The sequence below is a fragment of the Terriglobus albidus genome (assembly GCF_025685425.1).
Lineage (GTDB): Bacteria > Acidobacteriota > Terriglobia > Terriglobales > Acidobacteriaceae > Terriglobus > Terriglobus albidus.
Map to the genome: position 1 here is coordinate 180252 of NZ_JAGTAS010000057.1, position 20548 is coordinate 200799.

Below are 20548 nucleotides of genomic sequence, written 5' to 3' on the forward strand. Positions count from 1 at the left end.
TTGATTGACCCTCCGATTCCAATTTCTTGACTTTTGCTTCCCTGGGAAGCAAACTGCCTTTGCAAGCACCTTGGACGAAACTCCGGCTCCTCTGGCGTCGGCGGCTCCAAAATCAGCACCTCGCCTGCAGGAGTAATTTGGCCGACTCGATAACAAGCCGCGCCAGCTTCACCCTCGACTCGACGCTCGACACCGTCAATCGGCTCGAGCTGGAGGCTGAGCAATTCGCCCAGCGTGCAGGATTTTCCGAGGACGATATCCCCAACATTGCGATGGCCGTGCGTGAAGCCGCAGTGAATGCAGTGCTTCATGGCAATAACTACAGCACGGAGAAGCATGTAAGCGCGTCCTTTGAAACCACCTCATCGGATCTGGTCATCAAGATTGCTGACCAGGGGCCGGGACTTGACCCTGACACCATTCCCGACCCGCTCGCGCCAGAGAATATCCTGCGCGGATCGGGACGAGGTATCTTCCTCATCCGCGCTTTTATGGATGAGGTACACTTCCGGCAGACCCATCCCGGGACGGAACTGACCCTGATCAAACACCGCACTCCCGCACCAGCGGGCAATTAACTAGGAGGAATCACCACGTGAGCATGAAAGTCAGCACCCGCCAGGTAGACGGCGTCACTATCCTGGATCTGAGCGGCCGCATCACTCTCGGAGAAGGCAGCGTCGTGTTGCGCGACGCGATCCGCGACCAGCTCGCTAAGGGCAATAAGAGCGTTCTGTTGAACCTGGGCGACGTCAGCTATATCGACTCCTCGGGTATCGGCGAGCTCGTCAGCTCCTTCACCACCGTCAAGAACTCCGGTGGCGAGCTGAAACTGCTGAACCTGACCAAGAAGGTCCACGACCTGCTCCAGATCACGAAGCTCTACACCGTCTTCGACGTCAAGGACGATGAAGCTTCGGCCGTCGCTTCATTCACGAAGTAGCCGGTTCCCTGATCTGCACTGGGACTCTGACGCAACGATAAAGGCCGCCCTGACGGGCGGCCTTTCTGTTTTATTGATCTAGCGGCGCTACTTGCCAAAATCCACTTTCGGCGCGGTCTTCGAGCCCGGATCGGCTGCGTAGTAACCCGTCTTCGGAGTGAACCCGGCCATACCCGCCCAGATGGAGTGCGGGAACTGCTGGATGTACACGTTGTAGTCCTTGATGGAATCGTTATAGCGGCGGCGCGCAACGGCAATGCGGTTTTCCGTACCGCTCAACTCATCTTCCAAGCGCTGGAACTGCTCATTGCTCTTCAGCTCCGGATAGGTCTCCTGCAGGCGGGTCAACGGCAGCAGTGCCACGCTCAAACGGTCGTTCGCCGCCAGCTTTTCATCGGGTGTTCTTGCGGTCAGCAGGCCGGCGCGTGCGTTGGAGATCGCCGTCAGCACGTCCAGCTCCTGCTTGGCGTAACCCTTCACGGTCGCCACCAGGTTCGGGATCAGATCAGCGCGGCGCTGCAGGTTCACATCGATCTCAGAGAAGGCTGCTGTAACCTCCTCGTTCTTCTGCACCATCGTGTTTTTGGAGCCCGTATAGCTGCCGAATGCCAACACCACAATCAGTACAACGGCTACCAGCCCAATCAGAAAACCTTTCATTTGCCTCGTCTCCTGTTTCTCCGGAGGCTTGCCTCCGGCCAACTCTGAAAATCTTTACCAGTCTCCGCTGGAGCCACCGCCACCGGAGTCACCACCACCAAAACCACCGAAGCCGCCGCTGGAATCGCCTCCATCGCTGCCACCACCCCAGCCGCCACCACCATCGCCTCGGCCACCCCACTCACGGCGTCCACCGCCGCTGCCCAGAATGTTGCCGAGAATTAGCCAGGGCAGCCAACCACCGCCGCCACCACCGCCGAAACCACCAGGACCACCGCCCCCGAAGATACGGCGCAGAATGCTCACAACAATCAGGAAGAGGATAAAGCCAACGACCAGAACACCGATGCCGATGCCGCCACCGGAGTGTACCGTCGCACGATGATAGGTATGTACTGTCTGCGGAGGATTGAGCGTGACTCCAGCGTCGTCCGCAATTATCTGTCCGATCTCTGTCACACCGAGACGAATCGCTTCGTCCCACTGGTTCTGCTGCAGCAGCGGCCGCATCGCCCGTCCGATATCGCCAGTTTTGGCATCGGGAAGAATCCCTTCGAGACCGAAGCCAACTTCGATACGCCGCTTGCGATCCTGCGTGGCAAACAGCAACAGGATGCCACGATCTTTGTATTTCGGATCCTTAGGTCCAATGCCCCAGGTATGGAAGAGATCGTTCGCGTAGTCTTCGATGGGACGGTCGTCGAGGGACTTGATGATGACCACGGCAATCTGCGCGTGCGCCTGCCGCTCCACCTCGCCTGCATACTGATTGATCTGTGCTTTGGCCGGATCGGACAATACGCCCGCCAGATCGGTTACGTAAGCCGTCGGCTTGGGAAGGTCGCTTACCTTCTCTCCCACCGCCGCCAAGGGCGCCAGCACGATCAGCAGCGCCCACATCCACGATCTGGCCCATCGGCCCATATCTGTCATCATTCTAGAGCATTTTTCCTGTTGCTAAGTATCCCGGAAGGCGGCGTTTTCATTGCGGAAAACGCCCATAGATGCACAAGCCCTGCACTACACCTACAGGAAAGATGCTCTACGCTTTCGCCCTGCCAAAGGTTCCGCAGGGCAAGACAAAGGCGGGCCTTCGCGCCCGCCTTTGTCTTCCAGCATCTTACCTTACTGCATTGCAAGATAACCGTTCTTACGCGCGACCGAATCGGCCTGCATGATGTGGTCCTGAATGACAGGGATGGTGCGGTCGAGAGCGTCTCTGAGTGAGTTATTTGAGGTGGCCACCATGGTGTCGCGGAAGAGCTTCAGATCTTCGCGGTGACTTTCTGCCATGGCCATCATGTACTCCTTGTCGAACTGCTCTCCTGAAAGACCGCTCAACCGGTCATACAGTTTCTGGTCCCTTTTGGAAAGTTCCCGGGCTGGAGGACCGCCGAGCTCCTGCGCCAGCGGCTTCCAGGTGCGCGCGAGTGCGGCATGGTCGGTCATGATCTTCTGCGCAAACGCCTTCACATCGTCGTTGCTGGACTTCGCCAAAGCAAGCTGGCTCATGCGTACGACTCCCCTGCTGCTTTGAGCCGCCGTCTTCAGAAAGAAGCGGTCCCGCATACGTTCGCCGGTATCTCCCAGCGGGGCCGAGGTATCTTCCGGTCGTGCATTGGAAACACCAACACCTGCCGGCTTCTCCTGCCGCTGCTGCTGCGGTGTTGGATTGGTGTTGTAGACACCGCCGCTCGTGTCCTGCTGTGCGGCTAAAGTTGCCGCACCAAATCCCAACATCACCACAAAGGCTGAAACGCCTGATATTCGCATCTTTTCGGGCCCTCCTGTAGCTCTACGATCTCTACGACGAGGCACAATACTCCACTCTTTCTTAGGGTGGCAACATTGATCTGCGGTTGCCTGTATCCTCTACCTTTGGAGCCGAATCAAGAGATGCAACCACCTGTCGCCCGCCGCGAGCCGAATCCCACCCACATTCATGGACACACTCTGGAAGACGATTACTTTTGGCTCCGCAATAAGGACTCAGAAGATGTAATCGAGTATCTGAAGGCCGAGAACGCCTACACCCACGCCTTCATGGAGCCCACCAAAGAGTTACAGGACAAGCTCTACCGTGAGATGCTGTCGCACATCAAGGAGACCGATGTCTCGGTCCCCTACCTCGCGAACGGGTACTTCTATTACACCCGCACGGTCGAAGGCCTGCAGTACCCCATCTACTGCCGCAAGCCATCACCCGTTCCAGACGACCCGAACGCCGTCTATAACGACGATGCCGCAGAGCAGGTCATTCTTGACGTCAATGAGCTGGCCAAAGGCCAGCCCTTCATGGCCATCGGTGGCCTTGCGGTCTCGCCGGATAACACACTGCTGGCCTATTCGACTGACAACACCGGCTACCGCCAGTACACGCTGCACATCCGCTCCCTGGACACCGGAAAAGACCTACCGGATACCGCGCTGCGCACGGGTTCCCTGGTATGGGCCGACGACTCAAAGACGCTCTTCTACACCGTGGAAGACGAACAGACTAAGCGTCACTATCGCCTTTACCGTCATACGCTCGGGGAGGACACGACAAAGGACACCATCATCTTTGAGGAGACGGACGAACGTTTCAATCTCGGCGCTGGACGCAGCCGTGATCGCAAGTACATCTTCATGGAGTCCGGCAGTCACACAACAACCGAGGTACGGTTCGCGCTCGCTTCCAACCCGACGATGTTCACTCTGCTGGCTCCGCGCATTAATGATCAGGAGTACTACGCCGACCATCGCAACGGCCGCTTCTATATCCGTGTGAATGACACCGGCAAGAACTTTCGTCTGGTATCGGCGGAGGTGGCTGCTCCTGGACGCGAGCACTGGACCGAAGAGCTTCCAGAGGATCCAGAGTATCCGCTCGAAGACTTCGATCTCTTCCGCGACTTTGCGGTCGCCTCCGACCGCGTGCTCGGCCTGCCTCGGCTTCGCGTCTTTGGCTGGAGTGGCGAGAAGCTGACGTCCACATCGGAAGAGGTAACCTTCCCTGAGCCGACCTACTCTGCAGGTTTGCACGTCAATGCGGAGTTCGCCGCGGCTAGCTTCCGCTATAGCTATCAGTCACTGGTCTCACCATCGTCGGTCTATAGCTACGATGTCCAGACACATTCGTCCACTCTGTTGAAGCAACAGGAGGTCCCCGGCGGTTTCGACCGCTCCCGTTATGCTTCCGAGCGCATCTGGGCGACAGCATCCGACGGGACAAAGATCCCGATCTCCCTTGTCTATCGTCGCGATGAGTTCGTCCGCAACGGCGAGAATCCGCTGTATATCTACGGCTACGGTTCTTACGGTTACGCACTCCCCGTTGGCTTCAACCCGAACCGTCTTTCGCTGCTCGATCGCGGTCTGGTACTGGCCTATGCACATATCCGCGGCGGCGGCGATCTTGGTGACAAATGGCACGATGCCGGCAAGATGCAGATGAAGATGAACACCTTTACGGACTTCATCGCCGCGACCGAGCATCTCGTTGCTGAAGGCTATGGCGATCCGAAACGGGTCGCCATCGAAGGCGGCTCCGCAGGAGGCCTGCTGATGGGCGCTGTCACCAATCTTCGTCCTGATCTCTTCAGCGTTGTGCTCTCGCATGTGCCCTTCGTCGACGTGATGAACACCATGCTCGATGACTCGCTTCCGCTCACCGTCGGCGAGTATGAAGAGTGGGGTAACCCGAACGAGCCGGAAGCGTTTGCCACCATGCACGCCTATTCGCCGTACGACAATCTGAAACCGGGCGGCTACCCGGCAATGCTGGTGAAAACCAGCCTGAACGATTCGCAGGTGATGTACTGGGAGCCGGCCAAGTATGTCGCCAAGCTGCGCACCCTGAAGACGAACGACACGCCGCTTCTGCTTGAGACCAACATGGACGCGGGTCATGGAGGAGCTTCAGGCCGTTATGACTATCTGAAGGAGATCGCCTTCGATTATGCCTTCCTGCTGACCCAGTTGGGAGTTGAAAAACCATGAGGAGAAAGAGAGCACTTTTTGCGCTGGCTGCGGCTGCCATGATCTCCATGACCACACTTGCCCAAACACCACAGACACTTCACAAATGGGCCATCGTCATCCACGGAGGCGCCGGCGTCATCGAACGAAAGAATATGACCCCTGAAGCCGAAAAGGCCTACCGCGCTGCCCTCGACAAGGTACTGCAGACCGGCGCGGACGTTCTGGCCAAAGGCGGATCTTCCCTCGATGCCATTGAAGCTTCTATCAAACTGATGGAAGACGATCCGCTGTTCAATGCCGGCCGGGGCGCCGTCTTTACCGCGGCCGGACGCAATGAACTGGACGCTGCCATCATGGACGGCAAGACCCTGAACGCAGGCGCAGTTGCTGAAGTCACCCGCACAAGGCACCCCATCTCGCTGGCACGCACGGTCATGGAGAAGTCTCCGCACGTCATGCTGATCGGCAACGGAGCAGATGAGTTCGGCGCCGAGCGGGACCTTGAGCAGGTCGATCCTAGCTATTTCTTCACCGAGCGCCGCTGGCAACAGCTTGTGAAGGCGCTCAAGGCCAAGGGCAAACCGATTCCTCCGCGCCCTGCAGGCGCTCCTCCTGAGCCAAAGGAACCTATCTCTTTCCTGCAACCCGATGAACTGCCTGCCGCGGCGTGGCCTGATGAGAACCAGACACACAAGTACGGTACTGTCGGGGTCGTCGCTCTCGACCGGGATGGTAATGTGGCTGCCGGCACCTCCACCGGAGGCACAACGGCGAAGCTCTATGGCCGCGTCGGCGATTCGCCCATCATCGGGGCGGGTACGTACGCTTCCAATCAGAGCTGCGCTGTTTCTGCCACGGGCACAGGCGAATACTTCATTCGCCTTACGGTCGCCCGCGAGATCTGCGCGCTGGTCGAGTACAAGGGAATGAAGCTACAGGCGGCAGCCGACGAGGTGATTCAGAAGCGTCTTACTGCCCTCAAGGGTGATGGTGGGATCATCGCGATCACACCCGATGGACAACTGGCATGGAGCTTCAATACTCCCGGGATGTATCGCGCCAGGCTGGCGGAAGGTGGCAAGGCTCAGGTCAGCATCTATCACGATGAGCCGTAAGGCTAGGAGGTATCGACGAATTCGGCGGATCTGACGCAGTCAAAGCTGACTGAAACTGGTGGGAGCAGCCGGCTTCAGCCAAGCTGATAAAAGCGTAAAAGTAGATCGGCTTAAAGCCCATTTTTATGTTGACCCACAGCTCCCACCCGGTTCGAGCTTCGCTCGAATAGTTGACCCCAGCGAACTAAGCTCGCCGGGACCCCGAATATCCCACCCGTTGCGTTGCAATGGATGGGCACCCAGAGTGTGGGCGCCCAAATTTATGTAGACCCACCTACAATTTCCGGAAAATGAAAGAGGGGCATTCGCCCCCTCTCTTTATTGAGTGCGGTAATTTCGAATGCCTACGCCTTTGCCTCTTCCTCGAGCTTGTCGCCTTCGCCCGGAGCCAGGAACATATTCATCTCTACGCCATGCTGCCGCATGTAGAGCTCGTAATAGCGTCCGCCAAGCGCAAGCAGTTCTTCATGGCGTCCACGCTCACGGATGCTGCCTTGTTCTACAACCAGGATCTGATCTGCCCTGCGAATAGTTGAGAGCCGGTGAGCAATGACGAACGTCGTTCGTCCCCGCATCAGGTAGTTCAGACCTTCCTGGATCAGGGCCTCGCTCTCCGAATCAAGCGAACTGGTCGCTTCATCCAGAATCAGAATGCGAGGATCGGCAAGGATGGCGCGTGCGATCGAGAGCCGCTGTCTCTGGCCCCCGCTGAGTTTCACGCCCCGCTCGCCGACGATGGTCTCATAGCCTTCTGGGAAGCGCTCCACGAACTCGTCTACACGTGCGATGCGACAGGCTTCTCTCCACTGCTCTTCCGTTGCCTCAGGGCGTGAGAACAACACGTTCTCCCGCACTGTGCCGTCGAAGAGGAAGGTCTCCTGCAGCACCACACCTAGCTGCGAGCGATAGCTGCTCAGCTTCACTTCCGCCAGGTCGACGCCATCGACCACTACGCGGCCATGCTGTGCGGTATGGAAGGCGCACACCAGGCTGATGATGGTCGACTTGCCGGAACCGGACGAGCCCACCAGCGCCGTCGAGGTCCCGGGCCTGGCCACGAAGTCAATGTCATGCAGCACCGGTTTACCTTCTTCGTATTCGAAGCTGACGTGTTCGAATCGGACATCACCCCGCAGCGGTCCCAATTCCGCCTTGCGCTTCGAACCTGCGTCCTCCGTCAGCTCCGCCAATACTTCATTGGTCCGGTCCAGTCCGGCAGCAGCTTCTGTCAACTGCGTCCCGATCGAGACCAGTTGCACCATAGGAGCGATCATGAAGGTCAGGAACATGGTGTATTCCACGTATCCACCGACGGTCAGGCGTCCCGCGGTATGTTCCCTGCCGCCGAGGTACATCACCAGGCCACCGACCACACCAAGCACCATGGTGCTCGACAGCGTCATCAGTGATTGTGCCCGCAATGAGCTAAGCACATTCGTCAGCAGCCGCTGCACTCCCCCGGCAAAGACGTTTGCCTCGCTCTCCTCCGCGTGATATCCCTTCACCACGCGAACGCCACCCAGAGACTCTGTCAGACGCCCCGTTACTTCCGCAGCGATGGCCCCGCGCTGGCGGAAGATGGGACGAATCGTCCTGAAGGCCCGCATCAGGATCACGGCAAAGATCAGGAGGATCGAGAAGGTCAGAAGCGTCATCCGCGTGCTCAGACGGATAAGGACGATAAATGCAATCAATGCCGTCATCAGTCCGCCGACGAATTCCACCAGCCCGGTACCGATAATGTTGCGCACGCCTTCCACGTCCGTCATGATGCGCGAGACCAACACTCCGGTGCGGTTACGGTCGTAGAACTCCACGGGAAGCCGGCCAATGTGCTCCTGCACCTTCCGCCGCAACTCGGCGATCAGCTTCTGGCCTTCGGTGGAAAGTAATTGCGACAGCGCATAGGTCGTGATGCCCTGGATCATGGTTGCTGCCGCGACGATACCGATGATCTTCGGCAACAGCGATGACTGCCCGTGGTACATCACATTGTCGATCAGGTAGCGAGAGGAAGCGGGAAGCACCAGGCCGCAGGCGCGGTTAATGACCATCAGCAGAAAACTGCCAATGACTAGACCCAGCCGCGGACGAAACAGAGCCCAGATCTGCGGCAGTACCTTCTTCAGAGGAGGTTTCGGCCTCTTCTCTCCTCCTGAAAGAGTCTTATGACCGCGGACCGGCCGATCGCCGGCGTGCATCCGCGGTGCTCCTAATGACGATATACCGCCCATATTTCGCTCCACTCCGCTGTTGCCGCAGTAGTCCACACCAGCCACGGCCGTACCTCAGAAAATCGACGCTACGCTACCCGTGCACGGCGTGCCGCAATGAACGACCGCACACACAGCAGCGTGTAAATCAGGCAGATCACTGCCATCAAGACCTCTTCGCGAAACGCTAACGGACGAAGGATCGGACCAGCCAGGTAGGCGTTCAGGGCGCGAATCGCCGGGAACAAAAAGCCCAGCAGACCGATCGTCACCGCGATATGCATGACGATCATGCGCATCTTGGCATCTTCTGTACGGGCGACCATTCCCAGGATCGCCAGCGCAATTCCGAACCATGCCGGGATGAGTGCCGTGTACGCGGTGTGTCCGGTGATCCAGAAGAAGATCGCTCCAAGCAGAATCAGCAACACGCCAAACCGAATTGTTACATTTGCCATCAATGTTTCCTCTCAGGCCGCACGGGCCAGCTCTTTCATCCGTGCTGCGACCTGCGCAGCCGTCCAGTCATTCCCCGGATACCATTCGGCCACACGTCCGCTTTTGTCTACGACTACCGTAGATAACGAATGAGTGAACGATTTATTGTCGTCCGAGGTCACTCCAAGGTCGAAAAACTCCTCCATGGGCCGCAGATCGCTCTGGGAGGGTGTTGCAAACTCCCAGTGCCGGAAGTCCGTCTTCCCGGCATAGATTTCGCCATAGCTCTTCAATATCTTCGGAGAATCGAAGGCCGGATCGAAGCTGATGCTCAGCAGGTGCGTCCTTGCCGCAGCGTCTTTATCCGTTGCGAGCGTCTTCTCGATCTCCGCAAAGTTGCGGCTCATCTTCGGGCAGTAGTCGTCCAGCGGGCAGCGGGTGTAGACAAAGGTGATCAACAGAACCCGGCCCTGGAACTCGTTCAGGTGAATCGCCTTACCGTTCTGGTTGGTCAGCTTGAAGTCCGGAACGACGTCGCCTTTCGCCGGTGCATGAAATTGCATCGTCGGTTTATAGTCCGGTTTCCCCTGGGCGATTACAACAATCTGATCGAGCTTGGCGTTCTTGTAGATCTCACCGTCGTACTCAACAAAGAGCTTTGCCGTAATCCGGTCCCCCGGATGAAGTTCCTTCAGTACCGCAGGATCCTTCACCTTGTACGGCATGATCATGGCTTCCATAAAGCCTGGAATAGCTTCATGATCCAGAGTCACCTCGCTGCGGGCGGGATTCGTCTCGATCACCTTACCGCGAACGTCAAACGTCTTCGCCGCGGTCGAGGGTTGCGGGGGCTTTTTGCACCCGGCTATGCAGACCACGACAGCCAGCAGGATCGCAAAGGAAATCTTTCTCACATCTTCATGATAGTCCTCGGCCCCTGCCGTCCTGCGTGACACACTGGAGAGGTGCGTTCTAGAGCATTTTCCCTGTTGCTGGGTATCCCGGAAGAGGAGCGCAGCGGCGTTTTCATTGCGGAAAACGTCAATAGATGCGGAAACCCTACACTACACCCACAGGGAAAACCTTCTATGGCTCAGGCACCTTCACTTCCACTGCTCGCCTATGGATTTTTACTGACCGGCCTGGGCACGGCTCTGCTGGGCCCCATCCTTCCCCTGCTTGCAGCCAGACACCATCTCTCGGACGCTTCCGTTGGCCTGCTGCCATTGGCACAGTTTCTGGGCGCTACCGTCGGCGGCATGACGGTCCTTCGCCGGCCGCAATACAGCTTCGGAGCCGGAGCCTTGGCTGCTGCCGCTGGGCTTGCTCTTTTCGCGATCTCGCCCGCTCTTCCGATCCTCATGACTGTGCTTTTTGGCGGAGCCTGGGGCATCGGCCAGATGATCGCCTCGTCCAATGTGATTGCAGGCTCACGCTATACCCAGAACCGCGCCTCCGCCCTCACGCTGCTCAATGCCCTCTTCAGCGCCGGTGCGCTGCTGTCTCCGCTGCTCGCCTCCTGGCTCACACCTCACATGCCTCTGCGATCGATGCTGTTGGGTTTCGCGGCTCTTTTTGCGATTGCAGCGCTGCTGTTTGGATTCGAACGCGGCCGGAGTCCCATCGCCGTCGCAGAAAGCACCTCCGCGGGCGCCTCGGACGCTCCATCGGTCGGTTTTCCTCTCTTCCTTTTCTTCGCGCTTCTGCTTGCGCTGTACGGAGCGTATGAAAGCAGCCTCAACGTCTGGCTTACTACCTACATGCTCCGCTATGGAGGGCGTTCGCTTTCTGAAAGCCAGGCCGTGACCTCTGCGTTCTGGGTCGCTCTCGCCTGCGCCCGTCCCCTCTCTTCGGCGGTCCTTCTGCGTGTGAAGGACACGTTCCTGCAGCGTGTTGCGCTGGTGGCGTTGGTGATCAGTACATTGGCGCTGCTGTTTGCTCACACTACCATCGCAATCACTGCCGCGGCTATCGTTCTGGGGCTCTCGCTTGGTCCGGTATTTCCCGTGACCTTCGCCCTGATCCTAGGCCGCAAACCATCTCCACGGCAGGCAGGAATCATCCTTGCCGCCTCCGGCCTGGGAGCAGCCCTTCTGCCATGGCTTATGGGAGTTGTTTCACGGCAGGCGGGCTCACTACGTATGGCCTTTCTGCTTCCGCTCGCTGTCGCTGTGAGCCTGTTGCTGTTCTCTTTCCGCCTTGCTAGTTCGGAAGAATAGGGACATGCCAAAGCGTTATCGGCTGCCCGCTGAAAGCTCCCCAGAAATCTCCGCCTCCCGCGTGGCCTCCAGGTCCTCGATACGGAAGACATGTGTTTCCTTCGGAGGCTCGAATCGTCCCGAGCCCAGATAGGCAGCAACAATACCCGCCGTCAGCTCCGGATGCAGGACCACTAGAGGAAGCAGATATTTCTTCGACTTCACCAATGACTCGGCAACCCCGTTCACTCGTGTACTGCGAGGGATATCGCCCGGCACCTGCGGAATGACGAAGGTCGTCAGTTCCAGCTCATCGTGTTTGCGGGCATACTTCACGAAGGATTTTGCAATCTGTTTCGGTGTGGTGACACCACCATCCGCCAAAAAATTGCGATGAACCGCCTTCGGGAAGTACAGGTTCAGCAGCTTGCGCGAGAAGTCAGCACAGTTCTGAAACAACAGATTGAAGTGGCTACGATTGCGACCTTCGTTGTATGCCGTAATCAGCTCCGCATCCTGCGCAGCCGTGGTTCTTACCTGGAAGCCGTAGATCTTGCGGTCGTACGAAGATCCCACCATCTGGATCCAGTCGCCTTCCGGTGTGCCTCCATCCGCCTCATCCGGCACGATCTCACGCAGGTGGCGACGCCGATATGCATCCCGGAGGTCTGACTCCAGCTGAGCTGTGGCCGCTAGCGGGATATCGCTTTTGTCTTCCACGGCGTACAGATATGGAATCAAGGGAATGGCTACCCAGTCGTAGTGATTCACCTTGTAGTAGCGGCTGACCACTACTCCCAGTTCGCCAGGCCTGCATCTCCGAAGGCTCACGGGCGTTTCAGCGCAGACATGGTCAAGATAAATGGCAGCGTGGCCAGTCGGATTCATCTCTCCGAACCGGCCAAAAGGTTCCTCCACGAGCAGTGCGACACTGCCCTGCGCGGCAAAAGAGGCAAAAAAAAGTGCCGCATACAGTCCCCAACGGAAAAAATTCCCAGGTAAGCTCATCAGTCCCGTATCTATTTCGATGCAAATGCAAACAACCTGTTTAGGCTTCGACCGTTACAACAGAAAAAAGTCGCGATAGGATGCGTTACCCGTATCGCCTGAGATAATGATTGCTGTGAGCGAAGTTGTTGCGCAAGAACGGGTTATCACCCTTGCAATCACCGGCGCGAGCGGTGCGATCTTCGCACGGCTGGCTCTTCAGATGCTGGATGCCGACGCTCGCGTTCGCCGCATCCACCTGATGGCGTCGGATGCCGCCCTTCGTGTTTTTGCCCAAGAGCTACAACTCGCCGGCCGCACACAACTCGTGGAACGTCTTCTGGAGCGGAGCTCAGAGAAGATCGTGCATCACGGACAGGACGACATTGGCGCAGCAATCGCCAGTGGAAGTCATCTCACCCACGGCATGATTGTGCTTCCCTGCTCCATGGGTACCCTGGCGGGCATCGCTAACGGCCTGGCCTCAAATCTCATTGAACGTGCCGCGGATGTCACCCTGAAAGAGCGCCGTCCGCTGGTACTCTGCGTACGAGAGACGCCGTTCAACCGCATCCATCTGCGGAATATGCAGCTCGCGGCGGAAGCCGGTGCGACGATCTATCCGGTGATTCCAACCTTCTACAACCATCCGCAAAGCGTCGAGGATATCGCTCGCAACTTTGTTCATCGCGTTCTGGCGCATATCGGTCTGCCGCAGGCTGGGGCGTATGAATGGAAGGCGGAAGAGTAAGGCAGCATCGCGCTGTCCAAATAGACAACACACAGCAATAGGTACATCGACCAAATTTGAGAGCCCATGCCCTGGGTGCCCCATTCACGCATAGCGTGAGTGGGAAATTCGAGCGAAGCTCGAACCTGCTTTTTGTGACTTCAGTAGACGATTGGGGCTTCAGATCCCACCCATTGCTACGCAATGGATGGGGCACCCAGTTCAGTGGTCATTTATCGAATCCGCCCCAACAACCAGCAACTCGCTTTACTTGGGCCATTCTCTGCGGCCACCGGCAGTTGCTGGTTCTGATGCGAGAAACTCCTTCGTCGCGGCGAAGACCGGCACAGGGCATTCGCGCGGAGCAAGGTGTCCGCAGCCATCCACAATCTCCAACCGGGCCTGCGGTACTAGTTGCTGCAGCCGCTCTCCGGTCACGGGCGGAATCAGACGATCCATCTTTCCCCACACGACCAGTACTGGCAATTTCAGACCGTTCAAGCGGAAGTCCATCAGCTCTCGTCCGATGGTCATCGCGTGAATACTCCGCTGCGTCACCCAGCCGTTCTCGGCGGCACGCCGTACGACATCGCGAGACACAAAGTCCGGCAGGCGTGTCGGCACCGGCTCCAGAACACGCAGAAGCTCGGTTACCTCGTCAATGCTCTTCGGCGTGAAGTTGTCGAACGAGAAATCCACCTGGAAATAGAGCCCTGCGGTGTCATACAGCACCAGACGACGGACGCGCTGCGGATAATCGACGGCGAGGCGCATGCTAACCCAGCCACCCATCGACCAGCCGATCACGTCGGGCCGCGCCAGGTGCATGGCATCCATGAACTTCGCCACCATCTTCTCTTCCTCAACGATGGAGTAGTCGGAGTCCTTCGGCTTTTCGGAGCGGCCGTAGCCTAGCAGATCCGGAGCGTAGACGTGATACCCCTCACCGGCGAAACGAGGAATCAACTCGGCCCAGTCCTCGACACGGCTTCCCAGGCCGTGAACCAGCAAGAGCTGCTTCCCGTTCCCAGGTCCGGCTTCGACGTAGTGAATCCGATGGCCGTCAAGCTCGATGTAATGGCTGCGTACGCCCTGCCGCCACATCTTGTAGCGCAGCAGTTGATCGCTCACCCACAAGGGTCGCAGGTAAAATACTGCTCCAGCGACGAGAACCACCAGCAGAAGACTTCCAAGAATGCGTAAGAACCAGCGCTTCATTCGATCAGTTGAACCCCAGCTTGCGGCAGAGACTGTCGACCCTTGTCTTTATCTCTGACGGCATCTCCAGCATTTCCGGCCATTCGCGGGTGAAGCCTTCGGCGGCCCACTTCCGCGTTGCGTCGATTCCCATCTTGCTGCCGTAGTTCGGCAGGCGTGATGCGTGATCCAGAGAGTCCAGAGGACCCAGTGTGAACTGGATATCGCGCTCCGGATCGATATTATTGGTCACCCGCAGCGCCACCTCGGCCAGGTCCTGCACATCGCAGTCCTCATCCACCACGATTACGATCTTGGTGAACATTGCCTGCCCCATCGACCAGATGGCGTTCATCACCTTGCGCGCCTGTCCGGCGTAGCTCTTCTTGATGGAGACGATCATCAGGTTATGGAAGACACCTTCTGGCGGCAGATTCACGTCCACAATCTCGGGACAGGTCAGCTTCATCAAAGGCAGGAAGATACGCTCTACAGCCTTCCCCATCCATGCATCTTCCATTGGAGGCTTGCCGACTACAGTGGCAGCATACACGGGGTCCCGGCGATGCGTGATGCACGTAATGTGAAATACGGGATACTCATCCTTCATGGTGTAGAAGCCGGTGTGATCTCCGAACGGCCCCTCGGTACGCAGCTCCGTCAGGTCTACATAGCCTTCCAGCACGATCTCCGCATGTGCCGGCACCTCCAGATCGACGGTCTCGCACTTCACCAGTTCCAACGGTTGCTGACGCAGAAAGCCGGAGATCAGATACTCTTCCACCTCGGGCGGAGCGGGCACAATCGCTGCGAAGGTCGTCGCCGGATCGGCGCCGATCGCTACCGCGACCTCCATCCGGCTGCCGCGAATCTTCGCCAGCACTTGCTGTGGCACGCTGCTTACATCGGCAGCCGCTGCCGTTCCCCCCTGCGTCAGGGCCATCACATTCACCGCATCGGGGGTGTTACCGGCGGCATGACGCAACAACTCACGCAGATGCTCTGCTGCATTTTTCTGCCGCTGCCAGTGCATGCCGGTCGTCTGACCGTCATAAACCTGCATACGGTACATGCCAAGGTTGCGCTTGCCGCTCTTGGGATCTTTCGTGGTGACCAGGGGCAGTGTAATAAAGCGGCCGCCGTCCTGCGGCCAGGTCTGCAACACCGGAAACTCCAGGACGTTGAAGTTTTCGCGGCGGATCACCTCTTTGCACGGAGCGTCTTTACTACTGACAACCTTCGGGAAGAACCGGCCTACCTCTGCCAGCTTGGGCAGCATCTTCAGCTTGTCCATCAGGCCACCGGGCATGGGCGGATGCAGAAGCTCTTCAATGCGTCCGGCGACTTCATCGAGCGAGTTCACACCCAGCGCCATCATCATGCGGCGTTCCGAACCGAACTGGTTCATCAGAACGCGGCTTCCGGGATGTCCCTTCACGTTCTCGAAGAGAAGCGCCGGACCATCATTCTTGACCGCGCGGTCGGCGATCTCGGCCATTTCCAGGATCGGATCGACCTGCTCCCGGATCCGCACAAGTTCCCCAGCCTGCTCCAACGCCCTGATCCAATCCCGCAAATCTCGAAATGCCACTTCGACTCTCCCTTACCACCCCCTATCCTACCCTGCGCTACGCTGAAGGCATGCTCCTTCAGCCCGCCCTGCGTGACGATATCCCGGCCATCTGTGCGATCGAGTCACTCTACCCCGCATACATCACCGTGCAACCGGCGGAGCAACATCTCGCCGCACTCGATGATCCGAACACGGCCTACCTTGTTGCGCGTGATGCGGTTGGTAACGTTGCAGGGTACGTCATCATGGCTGGGCGTCGCTCGCCGCACCGCATCGTCGAACTACGCCGCATTGCCGTCCGCAACCCAGGCGAGCGACTGGGCCGTCCGATGCTGCTCGAAGCCATGCGGCGTGCCTTTCACGAGTTTGGTGCGCATCGGCTATGGCTGGATGTCGCCATAGAGAATGAGCGAGCACAAGCGCTCTACCGTTCCGTAGGCTTCCGCCAGGAGGGAATTCTGCGAGAAGCCCACTATCACAACGGGAGCTATAGCTCGCTGCTGCTGATGTCGATGCTGGAACAGGAGTACAAGGAACTGGAGAGCAAGGAACAAACTTAGAACCGGCAGTGTCTATGGCAGCGTACGCATTCCTCGCTGGATGCGCACTCACACGAAGGAGAGTGCCACCATGCTTGAGTCTGCCCTGATCGAATCCACAGGACGCATTCACACCGCCCGCCGCTATACCGCCATCGCTTCCATCGGTTTTCAGGTTCTTCTTGGAGCAGCCTGCATCAGCTATCCGCTGCTCTACCCCGAGGCGCTTCCCAAGTCGGTGATGACACCGCTGCCGCTTCAGCCGCCGATGCTTGCCAAAGCGCCTCTGGTCGTTGCACAGAATACGGCGAGAGCCGTGTCGCAAACGACACCGACGATAGACCGTGCTTTTACCGCGCCGCCAAGCATTCCGAAGACTATCGACACGACGCCTGATCCAGGTGTAGCGAAACTTGGGGTTTCTGATATGGGAATGAAGACACCCGGTAACACAAATGAGGTCATCGGCGGCATCCTCCGGGACACAGGCCCAACACCTTCCATTGTGAGCGTCGTGCCAAAGCCCAAACCTGCTGCCCAACCTGTCTCGGAAGGCATCACGCGCGGCCTTCTGCTGAAGCCGATCACTCCTGTCTATCCGCCTATCGCCCGTGCGGCGGGAGTCCATGGCACCGTGATCGTAACTGCCGTGATCTCAAAATCGGGAATGATTGAAAGCCTGCAGGTTGTCAGCGGACCAGAGATGCTGCGCGGCGCAGCGCTCGACGCCATCCGCGCCGCACGCTATCGGCCTTATCTTCTGAACGGAGACCCAACGGAAGTACAAACCACTATCACTATCAACTTCACTATGGGCAGCTAGAAAAACAGTTGCCAGTTAACAGTTACCAGTTGACGAGGTACGGCATAGCGTGAGCAACATCAGCAACACACCCGGAGGAGGCAACCCATCGCTGTATTGGTTGTCCAAACTCGCAACTGGCTTTAAGCGCTCACTGCAAGCTTTGATCCGGTGGGAGCCGGCTCGACGTATTCTTCCAGGGGATATCCGGCCTGCTTCCACCCGTCAAAGCCACCCTTCAATGGCCTGACGCGGTAGATGCCCAGCTTGTGTAACCGTAGCGCCACTTTCGCACTGGTCTCCTCGCTTGGGCAGGTGCAGTACAGCACTACGTCCCGGTCCCGCGGAATCTGGCTATGCTGCTTCTCCAGCTCTGCCGGTTGAATGCGGACGGCGCCTGGCAGCACCCGAGGATCCGGGAGGTAGTCCAACGGATGCCGGAGATCCACGATGAACGGCGCCACCGTTCCGTCTTCCGAAGCAGTGTCGATCATCTTTTTCAGTTCGGAAGCGTCCAGGCGGAGTTCGCGCACGCTCAAAAGGAACTTGCGCTGCCTCCAGACCTTCTGCACGAGGAAACCGATAACCAGCAGCACGAACAGAACCCCTGCGAACCGTCCCATCCAATGGAAGAACGTTGCATTCCTCTTGGCGATGTCGCCGAAGAACCGGCCGGCAAAGATGTACGCGCTTCCCCAGATCAGTGCCCCCAGTCCATCCATGGTCAGGAACTTCGGATAGGACATACCGGTCTGCCCGGCAACGGGTGGCGCCAGGGTATTCAGGCCGGGTACAAATTTGGCGAAGAGCAGGGTCACGCCGCCGCGGCGGCCGAAGTATCCTTCGGTCTTCTTGACACAAGCGCTTGCCTCCAGGCTCAGCCGGCAGACCAGTTTTACTACTCTGCCCCCGAACCGGCGTCCAAGCCACCACCAGACAGAGTCCGCCAGAAGGCACGCTATGACCACTGCAGCCAAAGAGATGGAGGCATGCAGCTTGTGGGCAGCCGAAAGGGTTCCCACAGTGAGCAGTGCGGGCGTCGTCGGAATGGGTATGCCGAGCTGCTCCAGCAGGACCCACGTGAACAGGATCACGTAGGCGTACTGCACAAAGAACTCGATGGCGATAGGCATGAGAGTGGCCCCGGAGGAGGTTACATCCTAACTCACTAGATGTCTGGATGGGTAACGAAGGTGCAAAGCAGCAAAAAGAGCCCGCCCCGGCAGGGACGGGCTCTCACATTTTATAGCTCCCGGGGTGAGGTTTACTCCGCGAAGGTCAAAGGCATCTCTACCAGATGCTGGCTGAGGAACCAGCTTTGCAGTTCGTTCGGGCGGAGCACATCGCTGACCGCAAGGTCATTGGTGCCATCATCACCCGCCTCATCAGCAGCCTCGGCCAGCTTGCGGCACTCCTCGATGATGACCCGGTGGGCATCCAGCAGACGTGAGATCTGCACTGGAACCTCTTCCCGGCCACGCGGCGGACGCTGAATCTGCGATACCTCGGCGACATCGGCTCCCATCGCAATGGTGACGCCGCCCAGCAACTGGATGCGCTCGGCGATCACATCGACGATCTCCACCTGCTCTTCGAAATGCTTATCAAACAGAAGGTGAAGCTGATAGAAAGTAGGTCCCGCCACCTGCCAGTGATGCTTTTTATACATGTCACGGAGGGTGATCGAGTCTGCCAGAAGCTGGTTCAACCTGGCACACATCGCTTCACGAACATCGGACTCCAGAGCGTTCGGAAGATCCTTCACCACCGAACCGTACTTCTGGATTTCCTTTGCCTTCTCATGCCAGTGGGGCGTGATCAGGTCTTTGTTCTCAACCTTCTTCATAGCAACAGCCATTGTTATCTCTCCTTGGGGAATCCCACATCCTGCTTAGGATGCGGGCTTCCCCAATTCGGGATTGCCGTTACTTGATCCGTACTTCCGGCACTACCGAGTAGCCCGGACGGAGGGAGAGGTCTTTGTTTTCTTCTTTCAGGTTGGTGAAGTCGATGCGCACGGGGATACGCTGCACTACTTTTACGTAATTTCCCGTTGCGTTCTCGGGCGGAAAGAGGCTCAGTCGCGATCCGGTAGCTCCGCCAATCTGGGATACCTTACCTTGGTACTCACGTCCCCCCAGAGCATCAACCTTGATCACGACCTTCTGGCCGGGATGCATCTTTTCAAGCTGGGTCTCCTTGAAGTTTGCAGTCACCCAGAGGTTCTCCAGCGGCACAATCGTCAGCAGATTCTGTCCGATGGACAGGTTCGCTCCCACCTGGACGTTCTTCTTGTTTACGATGCCAGTTACCGGAGCCACGATTTTGGTGTAGCTCAGGTTCAGCTTGGCCTGATCGACCCGGGCCTGGGCCTGCTTGACCTCGGCAGCGGCAGCAGAGGCACGAGCTTCCTGCACTTTGACCTGCTGAGGACCGTTCTTGGCGGCTTGCGTGGCGCTGGCCTGAGCCTGCACCAGCTTTTGCTGGGACTGCCGGACAGCTTCCTGCTGGGCTACCAGGGATGACTGAGCTTCGAGGTACTGTGCTTTCTGCGCGGCAGCGGTTGCTACGGCCGCATCGAACTGCTGCTTCGAGATCACATCCTTAGCCACCAGAGGCGTATACCGCTGCACGTCCAGATCAGCCTTGGTCAGGTTAGCCTTCGCCTGTTCCACGCGTGCCTCGGCAGCAGCTACCTGCTTCTGGGACTGCGCCACACCGGCGACGGCCGCTTGTACATCCGAACTCGTGGTCGACGTCTGAGTGCGAACATCCAGGCTGGTAATCGGTACATTCACCGTTGCCTGCTCATAGGAGGCCTGAGCATTTGCCAACTGCGCCTCGGCCTGCTGCAGTGCTACCTGGTAGTCCTTCGGATCGATCTCTGCCAGCACCTTGCCGGCTTCGACGGTTTGGTTGTCTTCCACGTAGACCTTGATGACCTGGCCGGTCACACGCGAACTCACCTGGTACAGATCGCCGTCTACCTGGGCGTCATCGGTATCTTCGGTGAAGGTGCTGCGCCAGTAGAACAAGCCGCCTGCCAGTGCCAGCAGCACCAGCACCGCAATTACAATGACGCGCCGCTTGGCCTTCTTTTCCGGCTGCTCGGGCGCTGTGTCATCGCTGCGCTCCTGCACAGCCGGCGGCTGAATCCTCTGCTGTTCCTGAGTTTGTTGTCCCGCCACGG

General features: G+C 58.2%; 20 protein-coding genes. 8 read left to right on the forward strand and 12 right to left on the reverse strand.

Annotated features, from left to right (window positions below):
• The first annotated feature begins 137 nt into the window (after nt 1–137).
• Together OHL21_RS17065 and OHL21_RS17070 are read left to right on the forward strand one after the other, a co-directional pair.
• Complete coding sequence (locus OHL21_RS17065) at nt 138–578, forward strand: ATP-binding protein (protein ID WP_263418494.1); 441 nt, start codon at nt 138–140, stop codon at nt 576–578.
• A gap of 17 nt (nt 579–595) precedes the next feature.
• Nucleotides 596–943, forward strand: coding sequence for an STAS domain-containing protein (locus OHL21_RS17070; protein ID WP_147648700.1), 348 nt, complete (start codon nt 596–598; stop codon nt 941–943).
• Between the two features lie 87 nt (nt 944–1030).
• On the opposite strand, the gene OHL21_RS17075 is transcribed toward OHL21_RS17070, so the two are convergent.
• From OHL21_RS17075 to OHL21_RS17085, 3 genes are all read right to left on the reverse strand, one after another.
• Nucleotides 1031–1603 (reverse strand): LemA family protein, encoded by a 573-nt coding sequence (locus OHL21_RS17075; RefSeq protein WP_263418495.1) that lies wholly within the window; start codon nt 1601–1603, stop codon nt 1031–1033.
• Nucleotides 1604–1657: 54 nt separating this feature from the next.
• Nucleotides 1658–2539, reverse strand: coding sequence for a TPM domain-containing protein (locus tag OHL21_RS17080; RefSeq protein ID WP_263418496.1), 882 nt, complete (start codon nt 2537–2539; stop codon nt 1658–1660).
• A gap of 189 nt (nt 2540–2728) precedes the next feature.
• Nucleotides 2729–3376, reverse strand: coding sequence for a DUF4142 domain-containing protein (locus OHL21_RS17085; RefSeq protein ID WP_263418497.1), 648 nt, complete (start codon nt 3374–3376; stop codon nt 2729–2731).
• Between the two features lie 123 nt (nt 3377–3499).
• Here OHL21_RS17085 and OHL21_RS17090 point away from each other — a divergent pair, with 123 nt between their 5' ends.
• Together OHL21_RS17090 and OHL21_RS17095 are read left to right on the forward strand one after the other, a co-directional pair.
• A complete protein-coding gene (locus OHL21_RS17090) occupies nt 3500–5584 on the forward strand; it encodes a S9 family peptidase (RefSeq protein ID WP_263418498.1) in 2085 nt (694 codons plus the stop codon).
• Nucleotides 5581–6681, forward strand: a complete 1101-nt coding sequence (locus tag OHL21_RS17095; protein ID WP_263418499.1) for an isoaspartyl peptidase/L-asparaginase family protein — start codon at nt 5581–5583, stop codon at nt 6679–6681. The genes OHL21_RS17090 and OHL21_RS17095 overlap by 4 nt, the downstream gene beginning before the upstream one ends.
• A gap of 344 nt (nt 6682–7025) precedes the next feature.
• Here OHL21_RS17095 and OHL21_RS17100 read toward each other — a convergent pair whose 3' ends face one another.
• From OHL21_RS17100 to OHL21_RS17110, 3 genes are all read right to left on the reverse strand, one after another.
• Nucleotides 7026–8882 (reverse strand): ABC transporter ATP-binding protein, encoded by a 1857-nt coding sequence (locus OHL21_RS17100; protein WP_263418500.1) that lies wholly within the window; start codon nt 8880–8882, stop codon nt 7026–7028.
• Nucleotides 8883–8983: 101 nt separating this feature from the next.
• Complete coding sequence (locus tag OHL21_RS17105; protein WP_263418501.1) at nt 8984–9352, reverse strand: hypothetical protein; 369 nt, start codon at nt 9350–9352, stop codon at nt 8984–8986.
• A gap of 12 nt (nt 9353–9364) precedes the next feature.
• Nucleotides 9365–10246 (reverse strand): SCO family protein, encoded by an 882-nt coding sequence (locus tag OHL21_RS17110; RefSeq protein WP_263418502.1) that lies wholly within the window; start codon nt 10244–10246, stop codon nt 9365–9367.
• 174 nt (nt 10247–10420) lie between these two features.
• On the opposite strand from OHL21_RS17110, the gene OHL21_RS17115 reads away from it, so the two are divergent.
• Nucleotides 10421–11551, forward strand: a complete 1131-nt coding sequence (locus tag OHL21_RS17115) for an MFS transporter (RefSeq protein WP_263418503.1) — start codon at nt 10421–10423, stop codon at nt 11549–11551.
• A 15-nt stretch (nt 11552–11566) separates the two neighbouring features.
• On the opposite strand, the gene OHL21_RS17120 is transcribed toward OHL21_RS17115, so the two are convergent.
• A complete protein-coding gene (locus tag OHL21_RS17120) occupies nt 11567–12418 on the reverse strand; it encodes a hypothetical protein (protein ID WP_263418504.1) in 852 nt (283 codons plus the stop codon).
• A gap of 235 nt (nt 12419–12653) precedes the next feature.
• Here OHL21_RS17120 and OHL21_RS17125 point away from each other — a divergent pair, with 235 nt between their 5' ends.
• Entirely contained in the window at nt 12654–13268 is a 615-nt protein-coding gene (locus OHL21_RS17125) for a UbiX family flavin prenyltransferase (RefSeq protein WP_263418505.1), read from the forward strand.
• A 246-nt stretch (nt 13269–13514) separates the two neighbouring features.
• Here OHL21_RS17125 and OHL21_RS17130 read toward each other — a convergent pair whose 3' ends face one another.
• Both OHL21_RS17130 and OHL21_RS17135 read right to left on the reverse strand, forming a co-directional pair.
• Nucleotides 13515–14465: an alpha/beta fold hydrolase gene (locus OHL21_RS17130; RefSeq protein ID WP_263418506.1), complete on the reverse strand. Its 951-nt coding sequence runs from the start codon at nt 14463–14465 to the stop codon at nt 13515–13517.
• Nucleotides 14466–14469: 4 nt separating this feature from the next.
• Entirely contained in the window at nt 14470–16035 is a 1566-nt protein-coding gene (locus tag OHL21_RS17135; protein WP_263418507.1) for a UbiD family decarboxylase, read from the reverse strand.
• Between the two features lie 50 nt (nt 16036–16085).
• Between OHL21_RS17135 and OHL21_RS17140 the strand changes: the two genes are divergently transcribed.
• Together OHL21_RS17140 and OHL21_RS17145 are read left to right on the forward strand one after the other, a co-directional pair.
• A complete protein-coding gene (locus tag OHL21_RS17140; protein WP_263418508.1) occupies nt 16086–16577 on the forward strand; it encodes a GNAT family N-acetyltransferase in 492 nt (163 codons plus the stop codon).
• 70 nt (nt 16578–16647) lie between these two features.
• On the forward strand, nt 16648–17379 hold the full coding sequence (locus tag OHL21_RS17145) for an energy transducer TonB (protein ID WP_263418509.1): 732 nt from the start codon (nt 16648–16650) through the stop codon (nt 17377–17379).
• Between the two features lie 122 nt (nt 17380–17501).
• Here OHL21_RS17145 and OHL21_RS17150 read toward each other — a convergent pair whose 3' ends face one another.
• From OHL21_RS17150 to OHL21_RS17160, 3 genes are all read right to left on the reverse strand, one after another.
• Complete coding sequence (locus OHL21_RS17150) at nt 17502–18491, reverse strand: VTT domain-containing protein (protein WP_263418510.1); 990 nt, start codon at nt 18489–18491, stop codon at nt 17502–17504.
• 131 nt (nt 18492–18622) lie between these two features.
• The gene (locus OHL21_RS17155; RefSeq protein ID WP_263418511.1) at nt 18623–19216 is read right to left on the reverse strand and encodes a Dps family protein; all 594 of its coding nucleotides are present in this window, start codon (nt 19214–19216) and stop codon (nt 18623–18625) included.
• Between the two features lie 67 nt (nt 19217–19283).
• Nucleotides 19284–20546, reverse strand: a complete 1263-nt coding sequence (locus OHL21_RS17160; protein ID WP_263418512.1) for an HlyD family secretion protein — start codon at nt 20544–20546, stop codon at nt 19284–19286.
• Nucleotides 20547–20548 lie beyond the last annotated feature (2 nt).

What these genes read in the sequence shown, in the direction of transcription:
- OHL21_RS17075 (WP_263418495.1), bottom strand. Translation starts at nt 1,603, where the DNA reads ATGAAAGGTTTTCTGATTGGGCTGGTAGCCGTTGTACTGATTGTGGTG.
- OHL21_RS17080 (WP_263418496.1), bottom strand. Translation starts at nt 2,539, where the DNA reads ATGATGACAGATATGGGCCGATGGGCCAGATCGTGGATGTGGGCGCTG.
- OHL21_RS17085 (WP_263418497.1), bottom strand. Translation starts at nt 3,376, where the DNA reads ATGCGAATATCAGGCGTTTCAGCCTTTGTGGTGATGTTGGGATTTGGT.
- OHL21_RS17090 (WP_263418498.1), top strand. Translation starts at nt 3,500, where the DNA reads ATGCAACCACCTGTCGCCCGCCGCGAGCCGAATCCCACCCACATTCAT.
- OHL21_RS17095 (WP_263418499.1), top strand. Translation starts at nt 5,581, where the DNA reads ATGAGGAGAAAGAGAGCACTTTTTGCGCTGGCTGCGGCTGCCATGATC.
- OHL21_RS17100 (WP_263418500.1), bottom strand. Translation starts at nt 8,882, where the DNA reads ATGCACGCCGGCGATCGGCCGGTCCGCGGTCATAAGACTCTTTCAGGA.
- OHL21_RS17105 (WP_263418501.1), bottom strand. Translation starts at nt 9,352, where the DNA reads ATGGCAAATGTAACAATTCGGTTTGGCGTGTTGCTGATTCTGCTTGGA.
- OHL21_RS17115 (WP_263418503.1), top strand. Translation starts at nt 10,421, where the DNA reads ATGGCTCAGGCACCTTCACTTCCACTGCTCGCCTATGGATTTTTACTG.
- OHL21_RS17120 (WP_263418504.1), bottom strand. Translation starts at nt 12,418, where the DNA reads ATGAATCCGACTGGCCACGCTGCCATTTATCTTGACCATGTCTGCGCT.
- OHL21_RS17130 (WP_263418506.1), bottom strand. Translation starts at nt 14,465, where the DNA reads ATGAAGCGCTGGTTCTTACGCATTCTTGGAAGTCTTCTGCTGGTGGTT.
- OHL21_RS17140 (WP_263418508.1), top strand. Translation starts at nt 16,086, where the DNA reads ATGCTCCTTCAGCCCGCCCTGCGTGACGATATCCCGGCCATCTGTGCG.
- OHL21_RS17145 (WP_263418509.1), top strand. Translation starts at nt 16,648, where the DNA reads ATGCTTGAGTCTGCCCTGATCGAATCCACAGGACGCATTCACACCGCC.
- OHL21_RS17150 (WP_263418510.1), bottom strand. Translation starts at nt 18,491, where the DNA reads ATGCCTATCGCCATCGAGTTCTTTGTGCAGTACGCCTACGTGATCCTG.
- OHL21_RS17155 (WP_263418511.1), bottom strand. Translation starts at nt 19,216, where the DNA reads ATGGCTGTTGCTATGAAGAAGGTTGAGAACAAAGACCTGATCACGCCC.